This window comes from Marinobacter sp. (genome assembly GCF_048269445.1).
GTDB lineage: Bacteria > Pseudomonadota > Gammaproteobacteria > Pseudomonadales > Oleiphilaceae > Marinobacter.
This window is the reverse complement of sequence record NZ_JBLXIQ010000006.1, coordinates 248709-266674: the sequence shown is the minus strand read 5'-3', so window position 1 is coordinate 266674 and position 17966 is coordinate 248709. Positions and strand designations below refer to the sequence as shown.

General features: G+C 58.2%; 16 protein-coding genes. 9 read left to right on the top strand and 7 right to left on the bottom strand.

Annotated features, from left to right (window positions below):
• Positions 1–16: 16 nt before the first annotated feature.
• Positions 17–652, bottom strand: coding sequence for a TetR/AcrR family transcriptional regulator (locus ACN0XM_RS14580; RefSeq protein WP_417567666.1), 636 nt, complete (start codon positions 650–652; stop codon positions 17–19).
• A 165-nt stretch (positions 653–817) separates the two neighbouring features.
• Between ACN0XM_RS14580 and ACN0XM_RS14575 the strand changes: the two genes are divergently transcribed.
• Both ACN0XM_RS14575 and ACN0XM_RS14570 read left to right on the top strand, forming a co-directional pair.
• On the top strand, positions 818–1897 hold the full coding sequence (locus ACN0XM_RS14575; protein WP_417567665.1) for an efflux RND transporter periplasmic adaptor subunit: 1080 nt from the start codon (positions 818–820) through the stop codon (positions 1895–1897).
• The gene (locus ACN0XM_RS14570) at positions 1897–4923 is read left to right on the top strand and encodes an efflux RND transporter permease subunit (protein ID WP_417567664.1); all 3027 of its coding nucleotides are present in this window, start codon (positions 1897–1899) and stop codon (positions 4921–4923) included. The genes ACN0XM_RS14575 and ACN0XM_RS14570 overlap by 1 nt, the downstream gene beginning before the upstream one ends.
• On the opposite strand, the gene astE is transcribed toward ACN0XM_RS14570, so the two are convergent.
• From astE to ACN0XM_RS14540, 6 genes are all read right to left on the bottom strand, one after another.
• Positions 4883–5929: a succinylglutamate desuccinylase gene (gene astE, locus ACN0XM_RS14565; RefSeq protein WP_417567663.1), complete on the bottom strand. Its 1047-nt coding sequence runs from the start codon at positions 5927–5929 to the stop codon at positions 4883–4885. The two genes, ACN0XM_RS14570 and astE, sit on opposite strands and share 41 nt — an antisense overlap.
• On the bottom strand, positions 5926–6648 hold the full coding sequence (locus ACN0XM_RS14560) for an ABC transporter permease (protein WP_417567662.1): 723 nt from the start codon (positions 6646–6648) through the stop codon (positions 5926–5928). Before ACN0XM_RS14560 ends, astE begins: the two co-directional genes overlap by 4 nt.
• A 3-nt stretch (positions 6649–6651) precedes the next feature.
• Positions 6652–7356, bottom strand: coding sequence for an ABC transporter permease (locus ACN0XM_RS14555; protein ID WP_417567661.1), 705 nt, complete (start codon positions 7354–7356; stop codon positions 6652–6654).
• Between the two features lie 67 nt (positions 7357–7423).
• A complete protein-coding gene (locus tag ACN0XM_RS14550; protein WP_417567660.1) occupies positions 7424–8176 on the bottom strand; it encodes a transporter substrate-binding domain-containing protein in 753 nt (250 codons plus the stop codon).
• A gap of 101 nt (positions 8177–8277) precedes the next feature.
• Entirely contained in the window at positions 8278–9048 is a 771-nt protein-coding gene (locus tag ACN0XM_RS14545) for an ABC transporter ATP-binding protein (protein ID WP_099617503.1), read from the bottom strand.
• A gap of 155 nt (positions 9049–9203) precedes the next feature.
• Positions 9204–9962, bottom strand: coding sequence for an FCD domain-containing protein (locus tag ACN0XM_RS14540; RefSeq protein WP_417567659.1), 759 nt, complete (start codon positions 9960–9962; stop codon positions 9204–9206).
• Positions 9963–10335: 373 nt separating this feature from the next.
• On the opposite strand from ACN0XM_RS14540, the gene dctP reads away from it, so the two are divergent.
• The 7 genes from dctP (at position 10336) to glcF (ending at position 17927) form a co-directional block, all read left to right on the top strand.
• Positions 10336–11361 (top strand): TRAP transporter substrate-binding protein DctP, encoded by a 1026-nt coding sequence (gene dctP, locus ACN0XM_RS14535; RefSeq protein WP_417567730.1) that lies wholly within the window; start codon positions 10336–10338, stop codon positions 11359–11361.
• Between the two features lie 97 nt (positions 11362–11458).
• Positions 11459–12163, top strand: a complete 705-nt coding sequence (locus tag ACN0XM_RS14530) for a TRAP transporter small permease subunit (protein WP_417567658.1) — start codon at positions 11459–11461, stop codon at positions 12161–12163.
• Positions 12160–13695, top strand: a complete 1536-nt coding sequence (locus ACN0XM_RS14525) for a TRAP transporter large permease (RefSeq protein ID WP_417567657.1) — start codon at positions 12160–12162, stop codon at positions 13693–13695. Before ACN0XM_RS14530 ends, ACN0XM_RS14525 begins: the two co-directional genes overlap by 4 nt.
• A 22-nt stretch (positions 13696–13717) precedes the next feature.
• On the top strand, positions 13718–14143 hold the full coding sequence (locus tag ACN0XM_RS14520) for a GlcG/HbpS family heme-binding protein (RefSeq protein ID WP_417567656.1): 426 nt from the start codon (positions 13718–13720) through the stop codon (positions 14141–14143).
• Positions 14144–14183: 40 nt separating this feature from the next.
• On the top strand, positions 14184–15656 hold the full coding sequence (locus tag ACN0XM_RS14515) for an FAD-linked oxidase C-terminal domain-containing protein (RefSeq protein ID WP_417567655.1): 1473 nt from the start codon (positions 14184–14186) through the stop codon (positions 15654–15656).
• On the top strand, positions 15649–16716 hold the full coding sequence (gene glcE / locus ACN0XM_RS14510; protein ID WP_417567654.1) for a glycolate oxidase subunit GlcE: 1068 nt from the start codon (positions 15649–15651) through the stop codon (positions 16714–16716). Before ACN0XM_RS14515 ends, glcE begins: the two co-directional genes overlap by 8 nt.
• A 2-nt stretch (positions 16717–16718) precedes the next feature.
• On the top strand, positions 16719–17927 hold the full coding sequence (glcF, locus tag ACN0XM_RS14505; RefSeq protein WP_417567653.1) for a glycolate oxidase subunit GlcF: 1209 nt from the start codon (positions 16719–16721) through the stop codon (positions 17925–17927).
• Positions 17928–17966: the final 39 nt, after the last annotated feature.

The window sequence follows — 17966 nt, the reverse complement described above, 5'->3', positions numbered from 1 at the left end:
TGTCCCGCCGGGAGCCCTAGGCTGAAATCGATGAAGTCAGCATGTCCATGGTGTGACGGATCAGCTGCTCGGCCGGAAACTCCGCGTTGCCTTCGCCCATCTCTGACTGGCACAACAGAATCACCCCATGGAGTGCGCCTCGAAGATACAGAGCGGTTTGTACCGGGTCGGCAATCCGCTCCCGGTTCATAGTGCCGTCCCGAAGCCCCTGTTCAATCGCCCCCACCATCAGCGCCATCAGATCCGACTTGGAGCACAGCATTTCCGTGGCCTGGTTTTCGTCGGCCTCGGCCATGGCCGTGGATGCCTTGGTGAGCGCGGAGAAGTAATCCGGCTCATCCAGATAGAAGCGGTAGTAGGATTCTCCCATCGCCCGGATCTGGGCGAGGCCGGTGTCTGCGGTTAGCCGCGCCTCCTCAAAGCGCCGGAACAGGCTGTGGCCGGCCCTGAGCATGATGCCCCGCTGTATTGCCGCCTTGTCCTTGAAGTACACATACAGCAGCGCACGGCTGAGACTGGCTGTGCGGGCAATGTCATCCATGGAGGTGCGGTCGTAGCCCTTTTCTGAAAACACCCGTTCGGCGGCATCCAGGATGGTGTCGTAACGGGCCTGTTTTTCCCGCTCCCGGCGGGTTTTCAGCGGTTCGCTCATGCAATCATCCGGTTAGTTGGCAACAGCCAACACATGATACCTGAATCTCGATCAAACCCGATTATTGACATAATGTCAAAGAATGACATTATGTCTAAAACAATCATCGGGTCTCCCATGGACCGGGCCCCGCCAACAACATGAGCATGGATGAAAGGATGAATCATGACGCCACTTCGTATTCCCGTTGCAATAGCAGCCCTCTCGCTTTTTATACTGATCCTGTCCGGCTGCAAAGCCAGTGGGGTGTCATCGGAGCCTGAGCAGCGAGCCGTGTCCGTACGAGTGTCTGGGGTTACCGGTGGCGACAGCCGGGATATGCCGCTTCGGTTTTCGGGCATTGTCCGCGCCACCCAGAGGGCAACCCTGACCTTTCAGGTCAGCGGCACCCTGAAGGTGAGGGCGGTGGAATTGGGCCAGAAGGTGCAGGCTGGTGAAGTTCTGGCCCGGGTTTACAATCCTGGCCTGGAGCCGGCGCGGGATTCTGCCAGAGCCCGACTGGAGGAGCTGACTACCGGGTACGAACAGGCCAAGCGTGAGTGGGACCGCTCCAGCCAGCTGCACGAGCGTGGTGTGGTTTCCGAACAGACCCTGGAGCAGATTGCCGCCCGGCGCGATGCCCTGAGCGCCAGTGTCGCCACCGCCCGGGCCTCCCTGGCCCAGGCCACGCAAATGTTGGAAGAAAGTACGTTGCTGGCGCCCTTCTCCGGGCGTGTGGAAGCCCTGCTGGTGGAACAGGACGAATTTGTGGCGTCAGGCCAGCCGGTGATTCGCCTGTCTTCGCCGGAGGGCCGGGAAGTGGAAGTGCGAATGCCGGCTTATCTGCTGGACCACGTACAACTGGGGCAGACCCTGCCGGTCTGGTCGGTGCAGGACCGCAGCCTGCCTCCGCAAACCGGTTCCGTGGTGGAGATTGCTCAGGCCGGCGCCATTCGCGGTGAGTTGCACCCGGTGCTGGTCAGTCTGCCGATCAATACCCTCGAACCGGGGGAGCCGGTAGAGGTGGGTATTACGCCGGTACGCGAATCGGCTCTCAGCGTTCCCCTGCTCTCAGTAATTCGGAATGGCGATGGTACAAGCGTGTTTCGGGTCCGTGAGACAATTGCCCGCAGGGTTCCGGTCGAAGTGGCTCGTGTGGTGGGCGAACGGGTCGTGGTCAAATCCGGCGACCTGGCTCCCGGTGATCAGGTGGTGTATGCCGGCATGACCCGCCTGGCGGACGGTGATGCCGTGGAGGTGCGCTGATGACTCGCCGGCTCCTGAACTGTCAGCGACTTCTCGGAATGGTCGTCACCATGCTCTGCCTTCTGGGCATCGCTGCCTACAGCACCATGCCACGCCAGGAAGACCCGTCATTTCCCTACCGGGCGGGGCTGATCAGCATTAACTATCCGGGCGCCAGTGCCGATGCCGTGGAGCGGCTTGTATTGCAGCCCCTGGTGGATGAACTCCGACAGGTGGAGGAAGTGGATTTCTCCCAGGCAACGGCTCGCACTGGTGTCGCCATTGTTCGGCTGCGATTGAACGACGCGATTTACGACACGGAACCCGCCTGGGACCGTGTGCGCCAGGCCATGGAGAGGGCGAAGCAGGACTTTCCGGACGATGTAGGCCGGATGGTGCTCGATGATCGCCTGATTGATATTCCTGCTATTGTCCTGGCCGTGAGTGGCTCGCCTTCGGTCACTGAACTGTCGGGCGTCGCTGAACGGCTGAAGCAGAACCTGTCCGATATTCCCGGTGTGTCCCGAATTGTGCTGGAGGGCGATGCCGATGAGCAGATAACCCTGGCACTGGATGATGCCGCCCTGTTCCGGCTGGGGGTTTCCCCGGCCCGGGTGATGGATACCCTGGCCATGCGAAACCAGACCATTCCCGGCGGCTTTGTGGTAGTGAATGGTCGCCGGCTGTCGGTGCTTCCCAACAGTGAATTCGCTGATATCGATGCCATCCGTGCTACGCCCATTGAGTTGCCCGATGGTTCCCAAGTGCCGCTGGCAGCGGCAGCGCAGGTCTGGCGAGGGCCGGCCGAACCCCGGCAGCCGGAAACCTGGTATGACGGTGAGCGCGTGGTGCTGGTTTCCATCATCATGGAAGAGGGCACTACCGATGCAATCCGGTTCGGTGAGCGGGTACGGGGACGCATGGAGCAGATTCGCGGGGATTTCGAGCCCTACGACATCCGGGAAATGTTCTTCCAGCCAGACAAAGTACAAGAGCGGCTGGATGACCTGGCCTGGAGCCTGGTGCTGTCGGTTCTGATTATCGTTGCAGTGGTGTTCACCGGCATGGGTATGCGCATGGGCCTGTTGGTCGCCTCCATCCTGCCCATGGTGGCGCTGATCAGTGTCGGGCTCTATGATCTGGGCGGCGGCGTTCTGCACCAGATTGCCGTGATCGGTATGGTGATTTCCCTTGGCATCCTGATCGATAACGCGATTGTGATAGTGGAAAACATCCAGGGTCATCTGGATGACGGAATGCGCCGCCTTGATGCCCTGCGCAAGGCAGTGAGTGAACTGGCCGGGCCTCTGGGGGCCTCCACCGGGACAACGCTGGCAGCGTTTGCGCCCTTGCTACTGTCCAAGGGTGGTGCCGCAGATTTTACCCGGGGGGTGCCGGTGATGATCATGCTGACCCTTTCGGTCAGCTATCTGTTGGCGATCTCCGCTGTTCCCCTGTTGGCGGCCAGGTTCCTGAAGCCCCGACGTAATGCCGGAGAGGACCGGTTAATTGGCCTGGCCCGGTTCCTGGGTGGCCTGGTATCCCGTTATCCCGGCCGTCTTATAGCTGCCGGCGCCATACTGGTGGGGGTAAGCCTGGCCATGACGCCGTTTATGGCCCAGCAGTTTTTTCCGAATGCTGATCGGCCCCGGGTCATTGTGGAAGTGTATTTGCCGGAGGGCACTGATCAATCCCGCACCGCCGAAGCAACGGCGAGCCTTGAGAGGGCCATTCGCACCCAGCCCGATGCCCTGGAAGTGCATCGGTTTGTCGGGTATACCGGACCCGCCTTCTATTACAACCTCCAACGGGCACCACAGGCTCCCAACCGGGCCCGGCTGGTGGTGACCACGCCCACCCTGGAGGACACAACGGAGATGATCCGTTGGATCCGTGCCCATGCGAACGAACAGATGCCCGAGCTGGATGTAACCGTCGGTATTCTCGGGCAGGGGCCACCCCGGGCGGCGCCGGTGGTTGTCCGCGTCTATCATGCCAGCGAAGACATCCGGATCCGGGCAGTGGAACAGGTATTCAGCATTCTGCGGGGCGTCGAAGGTACGGTTGATGTCCGGCATGACCTCGACATCGGTGTGCCGAGCATCGCGATCAACGTGGATGATGCCACCGCGGCCCGTTACGGACTGACCCGGGCCGACGTAGCCCGCAGCTTGTATGGCCAGAGTTTCGGCATCGTTGCCGAGCAGTACCGGCAGGAAGACGATCCGATACCTCTGGTGCTCAGATCCCGCGAAGGCACCTCGCTTTCCCTGTCGCGTCTGCTTTCCATCAACATCTACAACGACCGTGGCGATGCCGTGCCCCTGGCAGCAGTTGCCAGCGTTGAAACCACCTGGGAACCGGCGGTCCGTTACCTGAGGGATGGAGTCCGAATGAATACGGTAACGGCCAACCTGGAAACCGGTTACAGCTTCAGCCAGGCCCTCGGCGGGCTCTACGCGGCGCTTGAAACGACTCCCTTGCCACCGGGCACTCGCATGGAGATGGGCGGCGATGCCGAAGGCTCCGGCGAGGCCAACAGCGCCCTGCTGACGGCCGCGCCCATTGGCATGTTGCTACTGCTGTTTTTCCTGCTGCTGCAGTTCAATTCGTTCCGCCGGGTTGGGATTATCCTGCTGACGGTGCCACTGGCTACCGTCGGTATCTTTCCGGGGCTGGTACTGTCCGGCTCGCCCTTCGGCTTCCAGTCCCTGCTGGGTGTGATTGCCCTGGTGGGGATCGTGGTGAACAACGCCATCGTACTGCTGGATGTGATGGACAGGGAGCTTGAGAAAGGAAAGGAAATCCGGGAGGCCATACGTATTGCGGTAGAGCAGCGCACCCGCCCGATACTGCTGACGACGGCAACCACCGTGGCCGGCCTTCTGCCACTGGCGTTCTCCAGCTCCACCCTGTGGCCACCCATGGCCTGGGCCATTATCTCAGGCTTGCTGGCTTCCACGATGCTGACTTTGCTGGTGATACCGGCGGTGTGCACCCAACTGATCAGGGTCCGCGTTCCGGAACCTGAAAACGCCCCGGCCTGACCATCAAACCCACCCGGTGGCCCACAGGAACCTCCGGGTTGGGAAACACAATCGCCTCCGGCGAATGCCCGACCCGGTAGCTGGTCTCGTCGTCTTCCCAGATCACGGTGCCGGGTTGGTATTCGGCAAAGTTGGCGACGTCATCCGGTATGTGGAACCGGAAATGCTTCCCGGTATTGAGAATCTCATGCACCACCTCAAACACTGTGAGGTGGTCAAAGGGCGGCTTGCGTGACGGTGCGGGTTGCCCCCGGAACCTGCGTCGCAAGGCGTCCCGGATGCCAGAAAAACGCCCCAGATCATTCTGGCCGAATGGCCGAACCTTACCCAGTTCCACCGTAAAGCTCTCCGCATTCAGCAGCGATGCGGAAAAGGACGAAAACGTGGTGCCGGCTTTGTGCTGCAAGAGCAGGGTTTCCACCTCCGCCTCCAGCAGGAAATCACACTCGTTGACCGGAACCTTCCGCCCCTCGACAAACGGATAAAGCGCAAACCGCTCCCGGTGCGAAGGCCGGATCGCTGTGTGCAGATCGTAATGGGAAAGCGCCTGCGGGTTTGCCATGGCAAACTGCCGGCAAGCCTCTTCCAGAAATTGCGCGCGCTGTGCTTCTGCAAGTCCCGAATACTCGGCTCGCCCATGGGCCCCGTTGAACAGCCGGTTCAGATTCACTTCCATGAACCGCTCCCCGGCCACCATCGCCGGCGGATTGCCCAGAATTAGCAGCAACGGGCAAGACAGTCTCCACTCGCCGGCGTGCAACTCATTGACCAGTCCGTTCAACACCTCAATCGGTGCGGTTTCATTGCCATGCACTCCTGCCGACACAATGATTGCCTCGGAATTCGGATTGGCTCGGCTGGCTGGAGGCGCAATATCCAGCACCCCCACAGCCTTCCGGCTGATTCGGGTGCCATCGGGGAGATGGGTTTTGATTTCGGGAAGAGCCACCCCGGCATTGGCGAGGGTGTGGGTGAGCCAGTCCGGGTGAGATCCGAAAAGACTCATGATGTGACTGGCCTCTGGTGCCTGAGGAGGTGGTTTTCGAGTTGGCGGAAAGCAAACACGAGGATAAACGTCAGAGCCATGTAACACAGCGCCACAAAGATGAAGGCGTCAAACGGGGCATAGAACCGCGAGTAGATATTCCGAGCCGCCCCGGTGAGGTCAACTATGGTGACTACACTGGCAATCGCGCTGGAGTGCAGCATGAAAATCACTTCGTTGGAGTAGGCCTGAACCGCCCGTCGGGCAGCGCTCGGCAGCACCAGGCGCCGCATACGCATCATCCAGTTCATACCGTAGGCCTTGGCCGCCTCAATCTCACCGTGGGGCGTGGAGACAATCGCGCCTCGGATAATTTCGGTGGTGTAGGCTGCGGTATTCAGGGCGAAAGCCAGCAGGGCCGGGTAGAAGGGCTCCCGGAATATTTCCCACCAGAAGGTGTCCTGAATGCCGGGAATCTGCGCAAGCCCGTAATAGATGATGTAAAGCTGAATCAGCAATGGCGTGCCCCTGAACACATAGGTGTACAGCCACACCGGGCCAGAGACGAACGGGTTTCTTACCGTCCGCAGAATGGCCAGGGGCACCGCACAGACCAGACCAATTATCAGCGACAGAAACACCAGTTGCACGGTGTTCACCAGGCCGTTCCAGTATTCCATGATGGTCATGGCGGTGAAGATTTCGTTCTGGTTCAGCCATTGGGCGATAAACTCAGGCATCTCTTATCCCCCCTGGATGACGCCAACGTTGGCGCGCTTGTCGAGCCATTTGATAAACAGCTCGGAAATGGCGGTCAGCGACAGGTACACGAACGCCACCGGAATAAAAAAGTGAAACGGCATGCGCTCGGCCTTGGCAGCCTCTTCGGCCACCCGGACCATGTCGGTCAAGCCGATAATCGAGACCAGGGCGGTGGTTTTGAGCAATACCTGCCAGTTATTGCCGATACCGGGCAGGGCATGGCGCATCATCTGAGGAACCATGATGCGCCGGAAGGTGTGCAGGCGGGTAAAGCCATAAGCCCGGGCGGCTTCAATCTGGCCGGCTTCCACGGCGAGGAAGGCGCCCCGGAAGGTTTCCGTCATGTAGGCCCCGAAAATCAGTCCCATCGTCATGACGCCGGAGATGAAAGGATCGAACTGGAAGAAAAAATCGATTTCGTAAGTGTCCCAGATATAATCCGAGAGCATGTTTACCACCACCTGGCCGCCGTAGTAGAACAGCATCATCATCACAAGGTCGGGGACACCCCGGATCAATGTGGTGTATGTGGTCGCGATAGCGGTGGCAACGCGGTTGCCGGAGAGTTTGGCAGACGCGCCTATAAGGCCGAGGGTCAGCGCAAGGGCCAGGGAAAGAAATGCGAGTTCGATGGTAACCACCGCCCCGTCCAGCAGTTCCGGTCCATAGCCTTTCAGATCAATCATGGGAATGTCCGGTAATCGAAAATCCGGTGATCAGGGGCGGCTCCGAAGAACCGCCCCGAGCAGGTCTTTACATCTTGACGTCGTACTTGAAGTATTTCTTCATGATTTCGTCGTAGGTACCGTCTTCCTTCAGCGTCGACAGGGCAGCGTTGACGTCTTCAGCCAGATCCGCATCGCGCTGGCGCATGGCTACGCCCACGCCCTGACCCAGCTTGACGGGCTCGCCAACTTCCTTGAAGCCTTCTTTGGAAAGGATGGTCTGCTCGCCGACCGGGTAATCGACAAAGACCGCATCCAGTCGCTCGCCTTCAAGGTCCAGAACCATGTCATCAGCGGTAGTGTAACGCTTGATGGTCACGATGCCGCCCATGTTCTCAGTAACGAAGGTGTCCATGGTGGTGCCGCGCTGAACGCCCACGGTTTTGCCCTTCATGGCATCCATGTCGGTTACGTCGGTGCTGAAATCGTTACGGGCAAACCAGCCACCCGGGGTGTTGTAGTACGGTTCGGAGAACAGAACCCGTTCCGCACGCTCTGCGGTTATGGACATGGAAGACATGATCAAATCGAACTTGCGTGCCAGCAGGCCCGGAATCATTCCGTCCCACGCCTGGATTACGAATTCGCAGTTGGCCTTCATTTCTTCACACATGGCTTCGGCCAACTCGACTTCAAAGCCGGTCAGTTCGCCGTTTTCGTCCTTGTACTCGAATGGCTCGTAGGGTACGTCGAAGGCAATGCGCAGATTACGTTCCTGAGCGCTGGCACCGCCGGCGATCAGGGCCAGGGCACAGCTTGCTGCAACAATCAGTTTTTTCATGTGTCACTTCTCCAGTGGTTTGCCTTGTGGGCTTTATTTTTTGTGGATATGGATTTATCCAACATTTTCTTGTCTGCACCGGTTCAAGATAGCACCGAGTGTCAGAAGTTGGGAGCCAGGAAGTGCTTCATGCGTTCCGAATCAGGGTTGTCAAACACCTTGTCCGGCGTGCCCTGCTCCTCAATCACGCCCTGATGCAAGAACAGGACCTGAGTAGATACATCTCTTGCAAATGCCATCTCGTGCGTGACCACAATCATGGTCCGGCCTTCCTCGGCCAGGCTTTGCATGACCTTGAGCACTTCACCTACCAGCTCCGGATCTAGGGCCGAGGTGGGCTCGTCAAACAGCATTACTTCCGGCTCCATGGCGAGGGCCCGGGCAATGGCGGCTCGCTGCTGCTGCCCGCCCGACATCTGGGCCGGGTAGTAGTCTTTGCGTTCGTAAATGCCTACCTTATTCAGGTAGGCCTCGGCGCGCTCAATGGCTTCTTTTTTGGGAACCTTCAGCACATGGATGGGTGCCTCAATGATGTTTTCGAGCACGGTCATGTGAGACCAAAGGTTGAAGCTCTGAAACACCATGGAAAGTTTTGCCCGAATCAGTTCAACCTGCTTGTTATCTGCCGGGATGCGCTCGCCCTTCCGGTTGGTGGTGAACCGTATTGGGTCGCCGTGCACGATTATGTCGCCGGATGTGGGTGTTTCGAGCAGATTGATGCAACGCAGGAAGGTGCTCTTGCCGGAGCCAGAGCTGCCGATCAGGGAAACTACGTCGCCTTTGCGGGTCTCCAGTGAAATGCCCTTGAGCACTTCAAGCTGATCAAAGGTCTTGTGAATATCCCTGCAGATCAAAGGCGCTTGGTCCGCCATGGGTGACTCCCGGAGCTGAAATTCAAAGGCGCAAGTTTTACGGACTGTGGATGCGGAAATCAATACCTTAAGCAGGGTGTTTTACCGCTTTTCACCGCCGTTCGGTGCATATCATTGTGGGCGAATGAGTGATCAATGCAAGCTTTTTGCCATTCTCAAGTGGTGGCTTGTGGGTACTGTGCGCCGGTCTCCTGGCCTACGGGCAGGCGGATCAGCGGACTGCCTTCCTTTTCCATCTCCCGCATGGCTTCGCTGACGAACCGCACGTGGGCCGTGGCGGCTTTCTGGGCAGCGGCGGCTTTTCCGGAAATCACCGCTTCGTATAGTTGCCGGTGCTGGCGGACAATTTTTTTCCGCATCTCCTCCCTCGGGTTCAGGTTGGCAACCGATGCCTGAACGGTCAAGAGCATCATCTTTTTCAGGCTGTTGAGCACATGCACCAGAATCGGGTTGTGAGAGGCCTCCACAATGGCCAGGTGAAACCCGTGGTCAGCGCGGGCATTGCTGAGCGGATCGGTCTCTTCAAGAGCCCGGAACGACTTGGCGATCCGGTGCCGGTCGAGTCGGGTGGCTCGCTGTGCTGCCAGATAGGCTGCCTGACCCTCAAGTTGCTCCCGCACTTCCAGCAAGTCGTAGAGCGTTCGGGGATGGCCTTCGAAAAGGTGCATCAGCGGGCTCTGTTCGCCCAAATCGTTGGCGCCGGGAACCATGCTGGCAACAAACGACCCTTTACCGTGCCGGGTTTCAATAACCCCACGGCCCTGAAGTTCGTGCAGGGCTTCGCGAATGACCGCGCGAGAAACACTCAGCCGCGCTGCCAGTTGCCGCTCGGAGGGTATTTTATGCTCAGGGGCGAGCCCGCCATCAAGGATAAGGCGTTCCAGCCGGTAAGAAATTTCCTGGGAGATTGCCATTTGGGTGCCTGTTTGTGCGCTGTGGTCTGACCAGTGAATGGTTCTATTTGTTGTTGGTTAATCTGCCAACGGATTCGCGTCCGAGCCCGTTAAATATGGCTGATTCAGAGTATTTCGTCCATTTATAATGCCTAAAAAACTGGTCTGACCAGTGGTCACGGAACTGGACTAAATGGGAAATGGCTACGAATATCTTCTTAATGCCGGTCTATGCCGGCGTTGCTATGACGCTCATAACAACAAAGCCAACGGAGACGTTTCGATGAATTCGAAGAATAACATCCGGAAAATATGTGACTCTGGCGAGACTCCACCTCGCAGAAGCTTCCTCAAAACTGCTGCTGTCGGAGCGGCCTTCGCCGGCGCGATGCTGATGGGCGCAGGCCAGGCTCAGGCGGCAACAACCTGGAAAATCCAGTCGGTCTGGGATGCGGGCACGGTCGGTTATGACCTGTTTGAGGACTGGTGTAATGGCATGGAGGACAAGTCCGGGGGTGAGCTGATTTTCAAGTGTTTCCCTGCCAAGGCTGTTGCCGCTGATAGCAACTCACTGTTCGACTCGGTTCGCAGTGGCGTTCTTCAGGGCATGAACCCTTTCACGCTGTACTGGTCCGGCAAGATTCCCGCTTCGGTCTTCCTGTCATCCTATCCAGGCGGTCCCGATCAGCCTCACCAGTGGGACACCATGTTCTACTCACTGGGAATGCTTGAAAAGACCCGGGAAATCTACGAGAAGTTCGGCCTGTTCTACGTGGGTCCGATCCAGCATGACGCAAATATCATTCACTCCAAGAAGCCGATCAACAGTCTTGACGACCTTCAAGGCCTGAAGCTCCGGGTTCCCGGAGGCATGGTATCAGAGGTGTTTCAGGCGTTCGGTGCTGCTACCGTGAGTCTGCCGGGTTCTGACATCTTCCCGGCTCTGGAAAAAGGCACCATCGACGCAGCGGATTACGTGGGCCCGGCGGTGAACTGGGAACTGGGCTTTTCTCAGGTGACCGATTACATCATGTTCGGACCTCCTGGTGTAATGTCGATCTACCAGCCGGTGGACCTGATGGATCTGACCGTTAACCTGCGTGCCTGGAAAGCTCTCGATCCGAAGCTCCAGCAACTGGTTGAGGATGAAGTGCGCATCTATTCCCAGAAGCACTACCTGACCATTCAGAAGCGCAACGTTGAGGCCATGAAGAAGTTCAAGGATGCCGGTGACACCGTGACTCGCTTGAGCCAGGAAGATCTGAATGAATGGCGCCGTAAGGCCATCCCGATCTGGTACAAGTGGGCTAACAAAGACGAGAGTGCCCGTGAGATCTTCGACATGCAGGTCGAGTATATGATGAACGATACCGTCGGCTATATCACGGAGTCTGATCTTGAAGGCGTGCCGGGCCGGTAACACCTTCCATTAATAAATAAGAAACAGGGGGAAGGTCAGGGACGACTCCGTACGAGGAGTCCCGCCTTCCCCGTTTTGTGGCTGAGGAAGTAACAACATGTCTGATCTTGAAGGTTTCGGATTCGTAATGCCGCACTGGTTCTACTGGGGCTGGCTTGCGGTCATGCCGCTGATCATGATGGCCTGGGACAAGTGGAGTAGTGGTCACGGAGGAGAGAGTGCCGAGCCGGAATTGACACCTGGGGAATTACAGGCGGAAGAGGACGATCCACTGATCTATCTCCAGTTCGAAGGGAACTGGTTTACCAAGATAGTGGACTGGATGTGCGACAAATCCGGTTTGTTTGTGTCTTTTTGGACAATCAATGCCGTCGTGTTCTATTTCTTTGGCGTGATTATGCGCTACATCTTCAACATGCCCACCATCTGGGTCCATGAAGCCAGCTTCCTGCTGCTGGGCATGCAGTACATGCTGGCCGGCGCATTTGCCATGCTTCATGGTGCTCATGTGCGTGTGGATGTGATGTACAACTTGCTGCCGCCGCGGGGAAGAATTGGCCTGGATATCTTCACTTCCATGTTCTTCTTCATTTTTGCCCTGATTCTGCTGGTGACCTCCTGGACCTTCTTCCTGGATTCCTACGCCATGAATGAAACCACGGTTGAGACCTGGGGCATCCAGCACTGGCCGGCCAAAGGCATGATGGTTCTGGGTTCAATACTTCTTTTACTCGCAGGCACATCCAAACTGATCAAGGATATTGTCCTGTTTGTCCGTCTTGGCCGGGAGCGCACCGCATGACTACGAATACAACAACTGCGCCGGGTAGTAACCTCGTCGGGAAGCTGAGTACCTGGCTGATGATTATCGCCACAGTGGCACTGGCGTTTGTCATCTGTGTCGAAATGATTAACATTCTTTTCTACGATCCGTGGAGCGATGAGCAATTCCTGTTCAAACTCTCCGGTAGCCTTTCTGACGTCAAGATCGGGCCTTTGACCTATCTGATGTTCGGTTCCCTCGCCGTGGCTCTGATGATGGGGCTGCCGCTGGCTTTCGTGACCGGTGGTTTAGGGGTGATGTTCATCTATCTGGTGGGTGACTCACTGATGCTGAACCTCGTGCCGGGACGCATCTTCCCGATGATGACCAACTCTGACCTGGCGGCGATACCGCTGTTTATCTTCATGGCTTCGATGCTCGAGCGCGCTGGCCTGATCGAGGAAATGTTCAGTGTGGTCTACAAGTGGATGGGTGGCCTGAGCGGCGGTCTGGCGACAGCAACCATTCTGGCCTCTACTCTGCTTGCCGCCATGGTGGGTGTAATCGGTGCTGCGGTTGTCACGATGGGCATCATCGCTCTGCCGGCGATGCTTAAACGCGGTTACGACCAGAAGATTGCGCTGGGCTCAATTATGGCTGGCGGTACTCTGGGCATACTGATTCCCCCTTCAATCCTGGCCATTCTGTACGCGGTTGTTGCACAGCAATCGGTCGGTGAGTTGTATCTCGGCTCCGTGGTACCGGGCCTGATGCTGTCTTCCATGTACATTGCCTATGTGCTGATCCGCAGCTGGATTAATCCGAAGCTGGGGCCACCCGTACCGGTGGAAGAGCGGATTTCCCTGAAGGAAAAGCTCCTTCTAACGAAAAACCTGATTGCCCCACTGATCCTGGTGTTTCTTGTGCTGGGTCTGCTGTTCGGTGGCATCGCAACGCCCGTGGAAGCGGCGGGTATCGGCTCCTTTGGCGCCATCGTGGTGGCCATGATGCACGGCAGGTTCTCCATTGCCGGACTGCGGGAAGCATCCGTAACCACGACCAAGGCATCCGCCATGGTGCTGTGGATCATGTTCGGTGCCTCGGTCTTTGTTGGCTTCTACATCCTTCAGGGTGGCCAGGAGTTTGTCACGAATGCCATCCTGGGTACCGGCATGTCGCCTTACGGCATCCTGTTCCTGCTGATGTTCCTGCTGGTGGTGCTGGGTATGTTCCTCGACTGGGTGGGTATTCTGCTGCTGGCAGTTCCTATCTTCATTCCTATTGTCAAAGCGCTGGAGTTCCCGGGGTTGCTGGGCTTCCCGCCGGTGGCAGGGGATGACGTTGTGCTCTGGTTTGGTGTGCTCTATCTGGTCAATATGCAGATGTCGTTCCTCAGTCCGCCATTCGGTTACGCATTGTTCTACCTCCGCGGCGTATGCCCGCCGGAAATATCCATGGCCACGATTTTCAAGTCGTCCCTGGTGTTCCTGGCGATTCAGGCGCTCGGTCTGTTCATGTGTATCCTGATCCCCGGCCTCGTGACCTGGCTGCCAGGACTGGTTTACGGTTAATCAATTCAAGGAGTAATGCGTTATGTTGACAATCAAACGGCTGGATCTGGCCGAAGCACGAATTCTCATTGAAGGCGCTGCGACCAAGGCCCGCGAAATCGGTGTGCCCATGTGCATCGCCATCGTGGATGAGTCCGGCAATCTGGTGGCATTCGAGCGCATGGACGGTGGCAAGATCACCAGTGTGACCATCGCCCAGGACAAAGCCTTCACAGCGGCGGCGGCCAAGAAAGCCACCCACGACTACAACAAGGTGAATGTGCCCGGTAGCCTGGCCTTCGGTATTCATACCGAAGTGGGCGGCCGGATCAGCTCTGTTGGTGGTGGTTTGCCGGTGATCGTTGACGGCGAAGTGGTGGGTGGTATCGGTATCAGTTCCGGTACCCCCCAGCAGGACATGGATTGTGCCCAGGCCGGTCTTGACCACTTTGAAACAAAACGCGGTTGATGACTGTCAAACTTGACGTAATTCATACCCAGAGAACGTTATGACTACCAAGCCGAAAGTCAGCAAAGCCGAACTGGCGGAACAGTTCCGGGCGTTTATCGACCCGGACTATGTCATCACTGATGACGAAACCATGAAGCCCTACGAATGCGACGGCATGTCCATGTACTGCGAGATGCCGTTGCTGGTGGTGCTGCCAGAGACGGTGGAACAGGTGCAGCGGGTGATGCGCATCTGCAACGAGAACGCGGTGCCTGTGGTGGCCCGTGGCGCCGGAACCGGGCTCAGTGCCGGCGCCATGCCCAACAAGGAGGGCGTGGTGCTGTCGCTGGCCAAGTTCAATCGCATCATCGAGATTGATCCCCTGGCACGAGCGGCACGGCTTCAGCCCGGAGTTCGTAACCTGGCGATCAGTGAGGAAGCGGCGCAGTACGGTCTCTATTACGGCCCGGATCCATCCTCCCAGATCGCCTGCACCATCGGCGGCAACGTGGCGGAGAATTCCGGCGGTGTGCATTGCCTCAAGTACGGTCTGACCGTTCACAACATCCTCAGCGTTGAAATGGTCACCGCTGAGGGTGACGTGGTCACCGTGGGCAGCGACGGGCTGGACAGTTGTGGCATGGATCTGCTGGCACTGATGACCGGCTCTGAAGGTTTGCTCGGGGTCGTGACGGAAGTGAAGGTTAAGTTGTTGCCCAAGCCGGAAGTGGCCCAGGTGGTCATGGCCGGTTTTGATGACGTGCAGAAGGGCGGTGATGCCGTGGGTGGCATCATTTCCCACGGGATCATTCCCGGTGGCCTGGAAATGATGGATGGCCACGCCATTGTCGCGGCCGACGACTTTGCCCAGGCTGGCTACCCAAGGGATGCCAAAGCCCTGCTGCTGTGTGAGGTAGACGGCACCGAAGAAGAGGTGCATGAGCACATCGCCCAGGCTGAGGAAGTGTTCCGCAAGCTCGGGGCAACGTCGGTGCGTACTTCCCAGAGCGAGGAAGAGCGAGCGCTGTTGTGGAAAGGCCGCAAGTCTGCCTTTCCGGCGGTCGGCCGGATCTCTCCGGACTACTACTGCATGGACGGTACCATTCCCCGCCGTGAGATCGCCTACGTTCTGACAGAAATGGAGAAGATGTCCGAAGAGTTTGGCCTGCGCGTGGCCAACGTTTTCCATGCGGGTGACGGTAACCTGCACCCGCTGATTCTGTTTGATGCCAACGTTCCGGGTGAGTTCGAGCGCACCGAGGCGTTCGGTTCACGCATCCTGGAAATGTGTGTCGAAGTGGGTGGCTGCATCACCGGCGAACATGGCGTTGGCGTGGAAAAGATCCGCCAGATGGCCGTTCAGTTCAACGATGAGGAGCTGCAGCAGTTCCACGATGTGAAAGCAGCTTTTGATCCCGCCGGTATTCTCAACCCGGGCAAAGGCGTGCCGACACTGAAGTTCTGCCAGGAATACCGCTCCCTTGAGCACAAACAACACACGCACAAACCTACGGAAGCCGCCCATGGCTGATATTTCCCAACAATTGAAGGAGCAGGTGCTCCAGGCCCGGGACAGCGGGCACAAACTCAATATTGTCGGCGGTGGAACCAAGGCCTTCATGGGCCGGGAAGCCGACCCTGATGCCGGAACCCTCAACGTGGGCGAGCACACCGGCATCGTGGATTACCATCCGGTGGAACTGGTACTTACGGTTCGTGCCGGCACGCCCCTGAGTGAAATCGAGGCGACCCTGGCAGAACAGGGACAGTGCCTGCACTTTGAGCCGCCCAGATTTGGCGCCGCCTCGACCATTGGCGGCACCTTGGCCTGCAACCTTTCCGGCCCGGGTCGCCCGTGGGCGGGATCAGTTCGGGACCAGGTGCTGGGCATCCGTTTGCTGAACGGCAAGGGCGAAAATCTGCGCTTTGGGGGGCAGGTCATGAAAAACGTGGCCGGCTATGATGTGTCTCGCCTGCAGGCCGGCGCCCTGGGTACGCTCGGGCTAATCACCGAAATCAGCATGAAGGTCATGCCCAAGCCTGCAGCTTCTCTTACTCTGGTCCAGGAAATGGGTATGGACGAGGTGGTTCATTACATGAACAGCCGCGCCGCTGAACCCAAGCCCATTACCGCCGCCTGCTGGGTAGACGGCAAGGTATACCTGCGACTCGCTGGTGCAAAATCCGCCGTTGAAGCAACCGCTGAGAAATGGTCCGGTGACGTAATGGAGCAGGGTGACGAGTTCTGGCAGCAGGTGCAGGACATGCAGCACGATTTTTTTGCCGGCAACGATGTGCCCTTATGGCGTTTCTCGGTTGGCTCAACGGCCGCAACGCCAAAACTGGACGGCAACTGGTTCATCGACTGGGCCGGTTCCCAACGCTGGTTCCGGGGTGCCGGTGAGCTGAAAGAGCTGGAGCCGATGGCGCGCTCTGCTGGCGGCCAGGTAAGCCTGTTTCGGGGTGGCGACCGCTCCGGTGAGGTGATGCACCACCAGCCGGAGGCCCTGAAGGGTATTCAGCGCCGAATCAAGAACGCGTTTGATCCGGACAACATCTTCAATCCCGGACGTCTATATAGCTGGTTGTAACTATGCAAACTAATCTGGTTCAACAATTTGCCAATACTGCGGAAGGCCAGGAAGCCGAGTCGATTCTGCGTGCCTGCGTGCACTGTGGCTTCTGCACCGCAACCTGCCCCACCTACCAGGAGCTGAACGACGAACGTGACGGTCCCCGTGGCCGCATCTATCTGATGAAAATGTTCCTGGAAGGTGCGGAAGTTACGGAAAAAACCCGTGAACACCTGGACCGCTGCCTCACCTGTCGCAGCTGCGAGACCACTTGTCCATCCGGCGTGCAGTATGGCCGCCTGGTGGATATAAGCCGTGGCCTGATGGAGAAGGAACTGCCCCGGAACCCGAAAGACAAATGGCTGCGCTGGGCCCTGGCTCGGGTCATTCCCAACCGCCGGTTGTTCGGCATATTTCTGCGCCTCGGCCAGATCTTCCGTCCGGTACTGCCTGAAAAACTGCGCACCAAGGTACCGCCCAGAAAGCAGGCGAGTCCCTGGCCGGCGGCCAGCCACAGCCGGATCGTACTGGCGCTGGCCGGCTGTGTGCAGCCTTCAGCCACACCCAACACCAACGCGTCTGCCGCTCGGGTATTGGACCGGCTGGGCATCACCATGGTAGAAGCTCCGGAAGCCGGCTGTTGTGGTGCTGTGAACTACCATCTTTCCGAGCACGAGAAGGGCCTGGAAAGAATGCGCCAGAACATTGATGCCTGGTGGCCCGCCATCGAAGCCGGTGCGGAAGCGATCATCATGACCGCCTCCGGCTGCGGTGCCATGGTTCAGGATTACGGCCACCTGCTGAAAGATGACCCGGTCTACGCGGCCAAGGCGCAGAAGGTCAGCGAGCTTTGCACAGATATTGGGGCCTTCCTGCTGAAACAGGACCTGGACAAGCTCAAGGTGCGCCAGAACCCGGGCAAAGTCGCGTTCCACTGCCCCTGCACCCTGCAGCACGCCATGAAACAGAATGGTGTGGTTGAACAGGTACTGACCCGGGCGGGTGTAAACCTCGCCGCCACAAAGGATAAACACCTGTGCTGTGGCTCTGCCGGAACCTACTCGGTAACCCAGCCGGAGATGAGTCAGAAGCTGCTGGGCAATAAGCTCAAGGCTTTGACCATTGATAGTCCGGACCGCATCGTCACCGCCAATATCGGGTGCCAGATGCATCTGGAGACCAAATCAACGGTGCCCGTGCAGCACTGGATTGAGCTTCTGGATCAGTAAAGCCTGTCACACCGGGGCCCGGTGATCCGTTCATCAGGC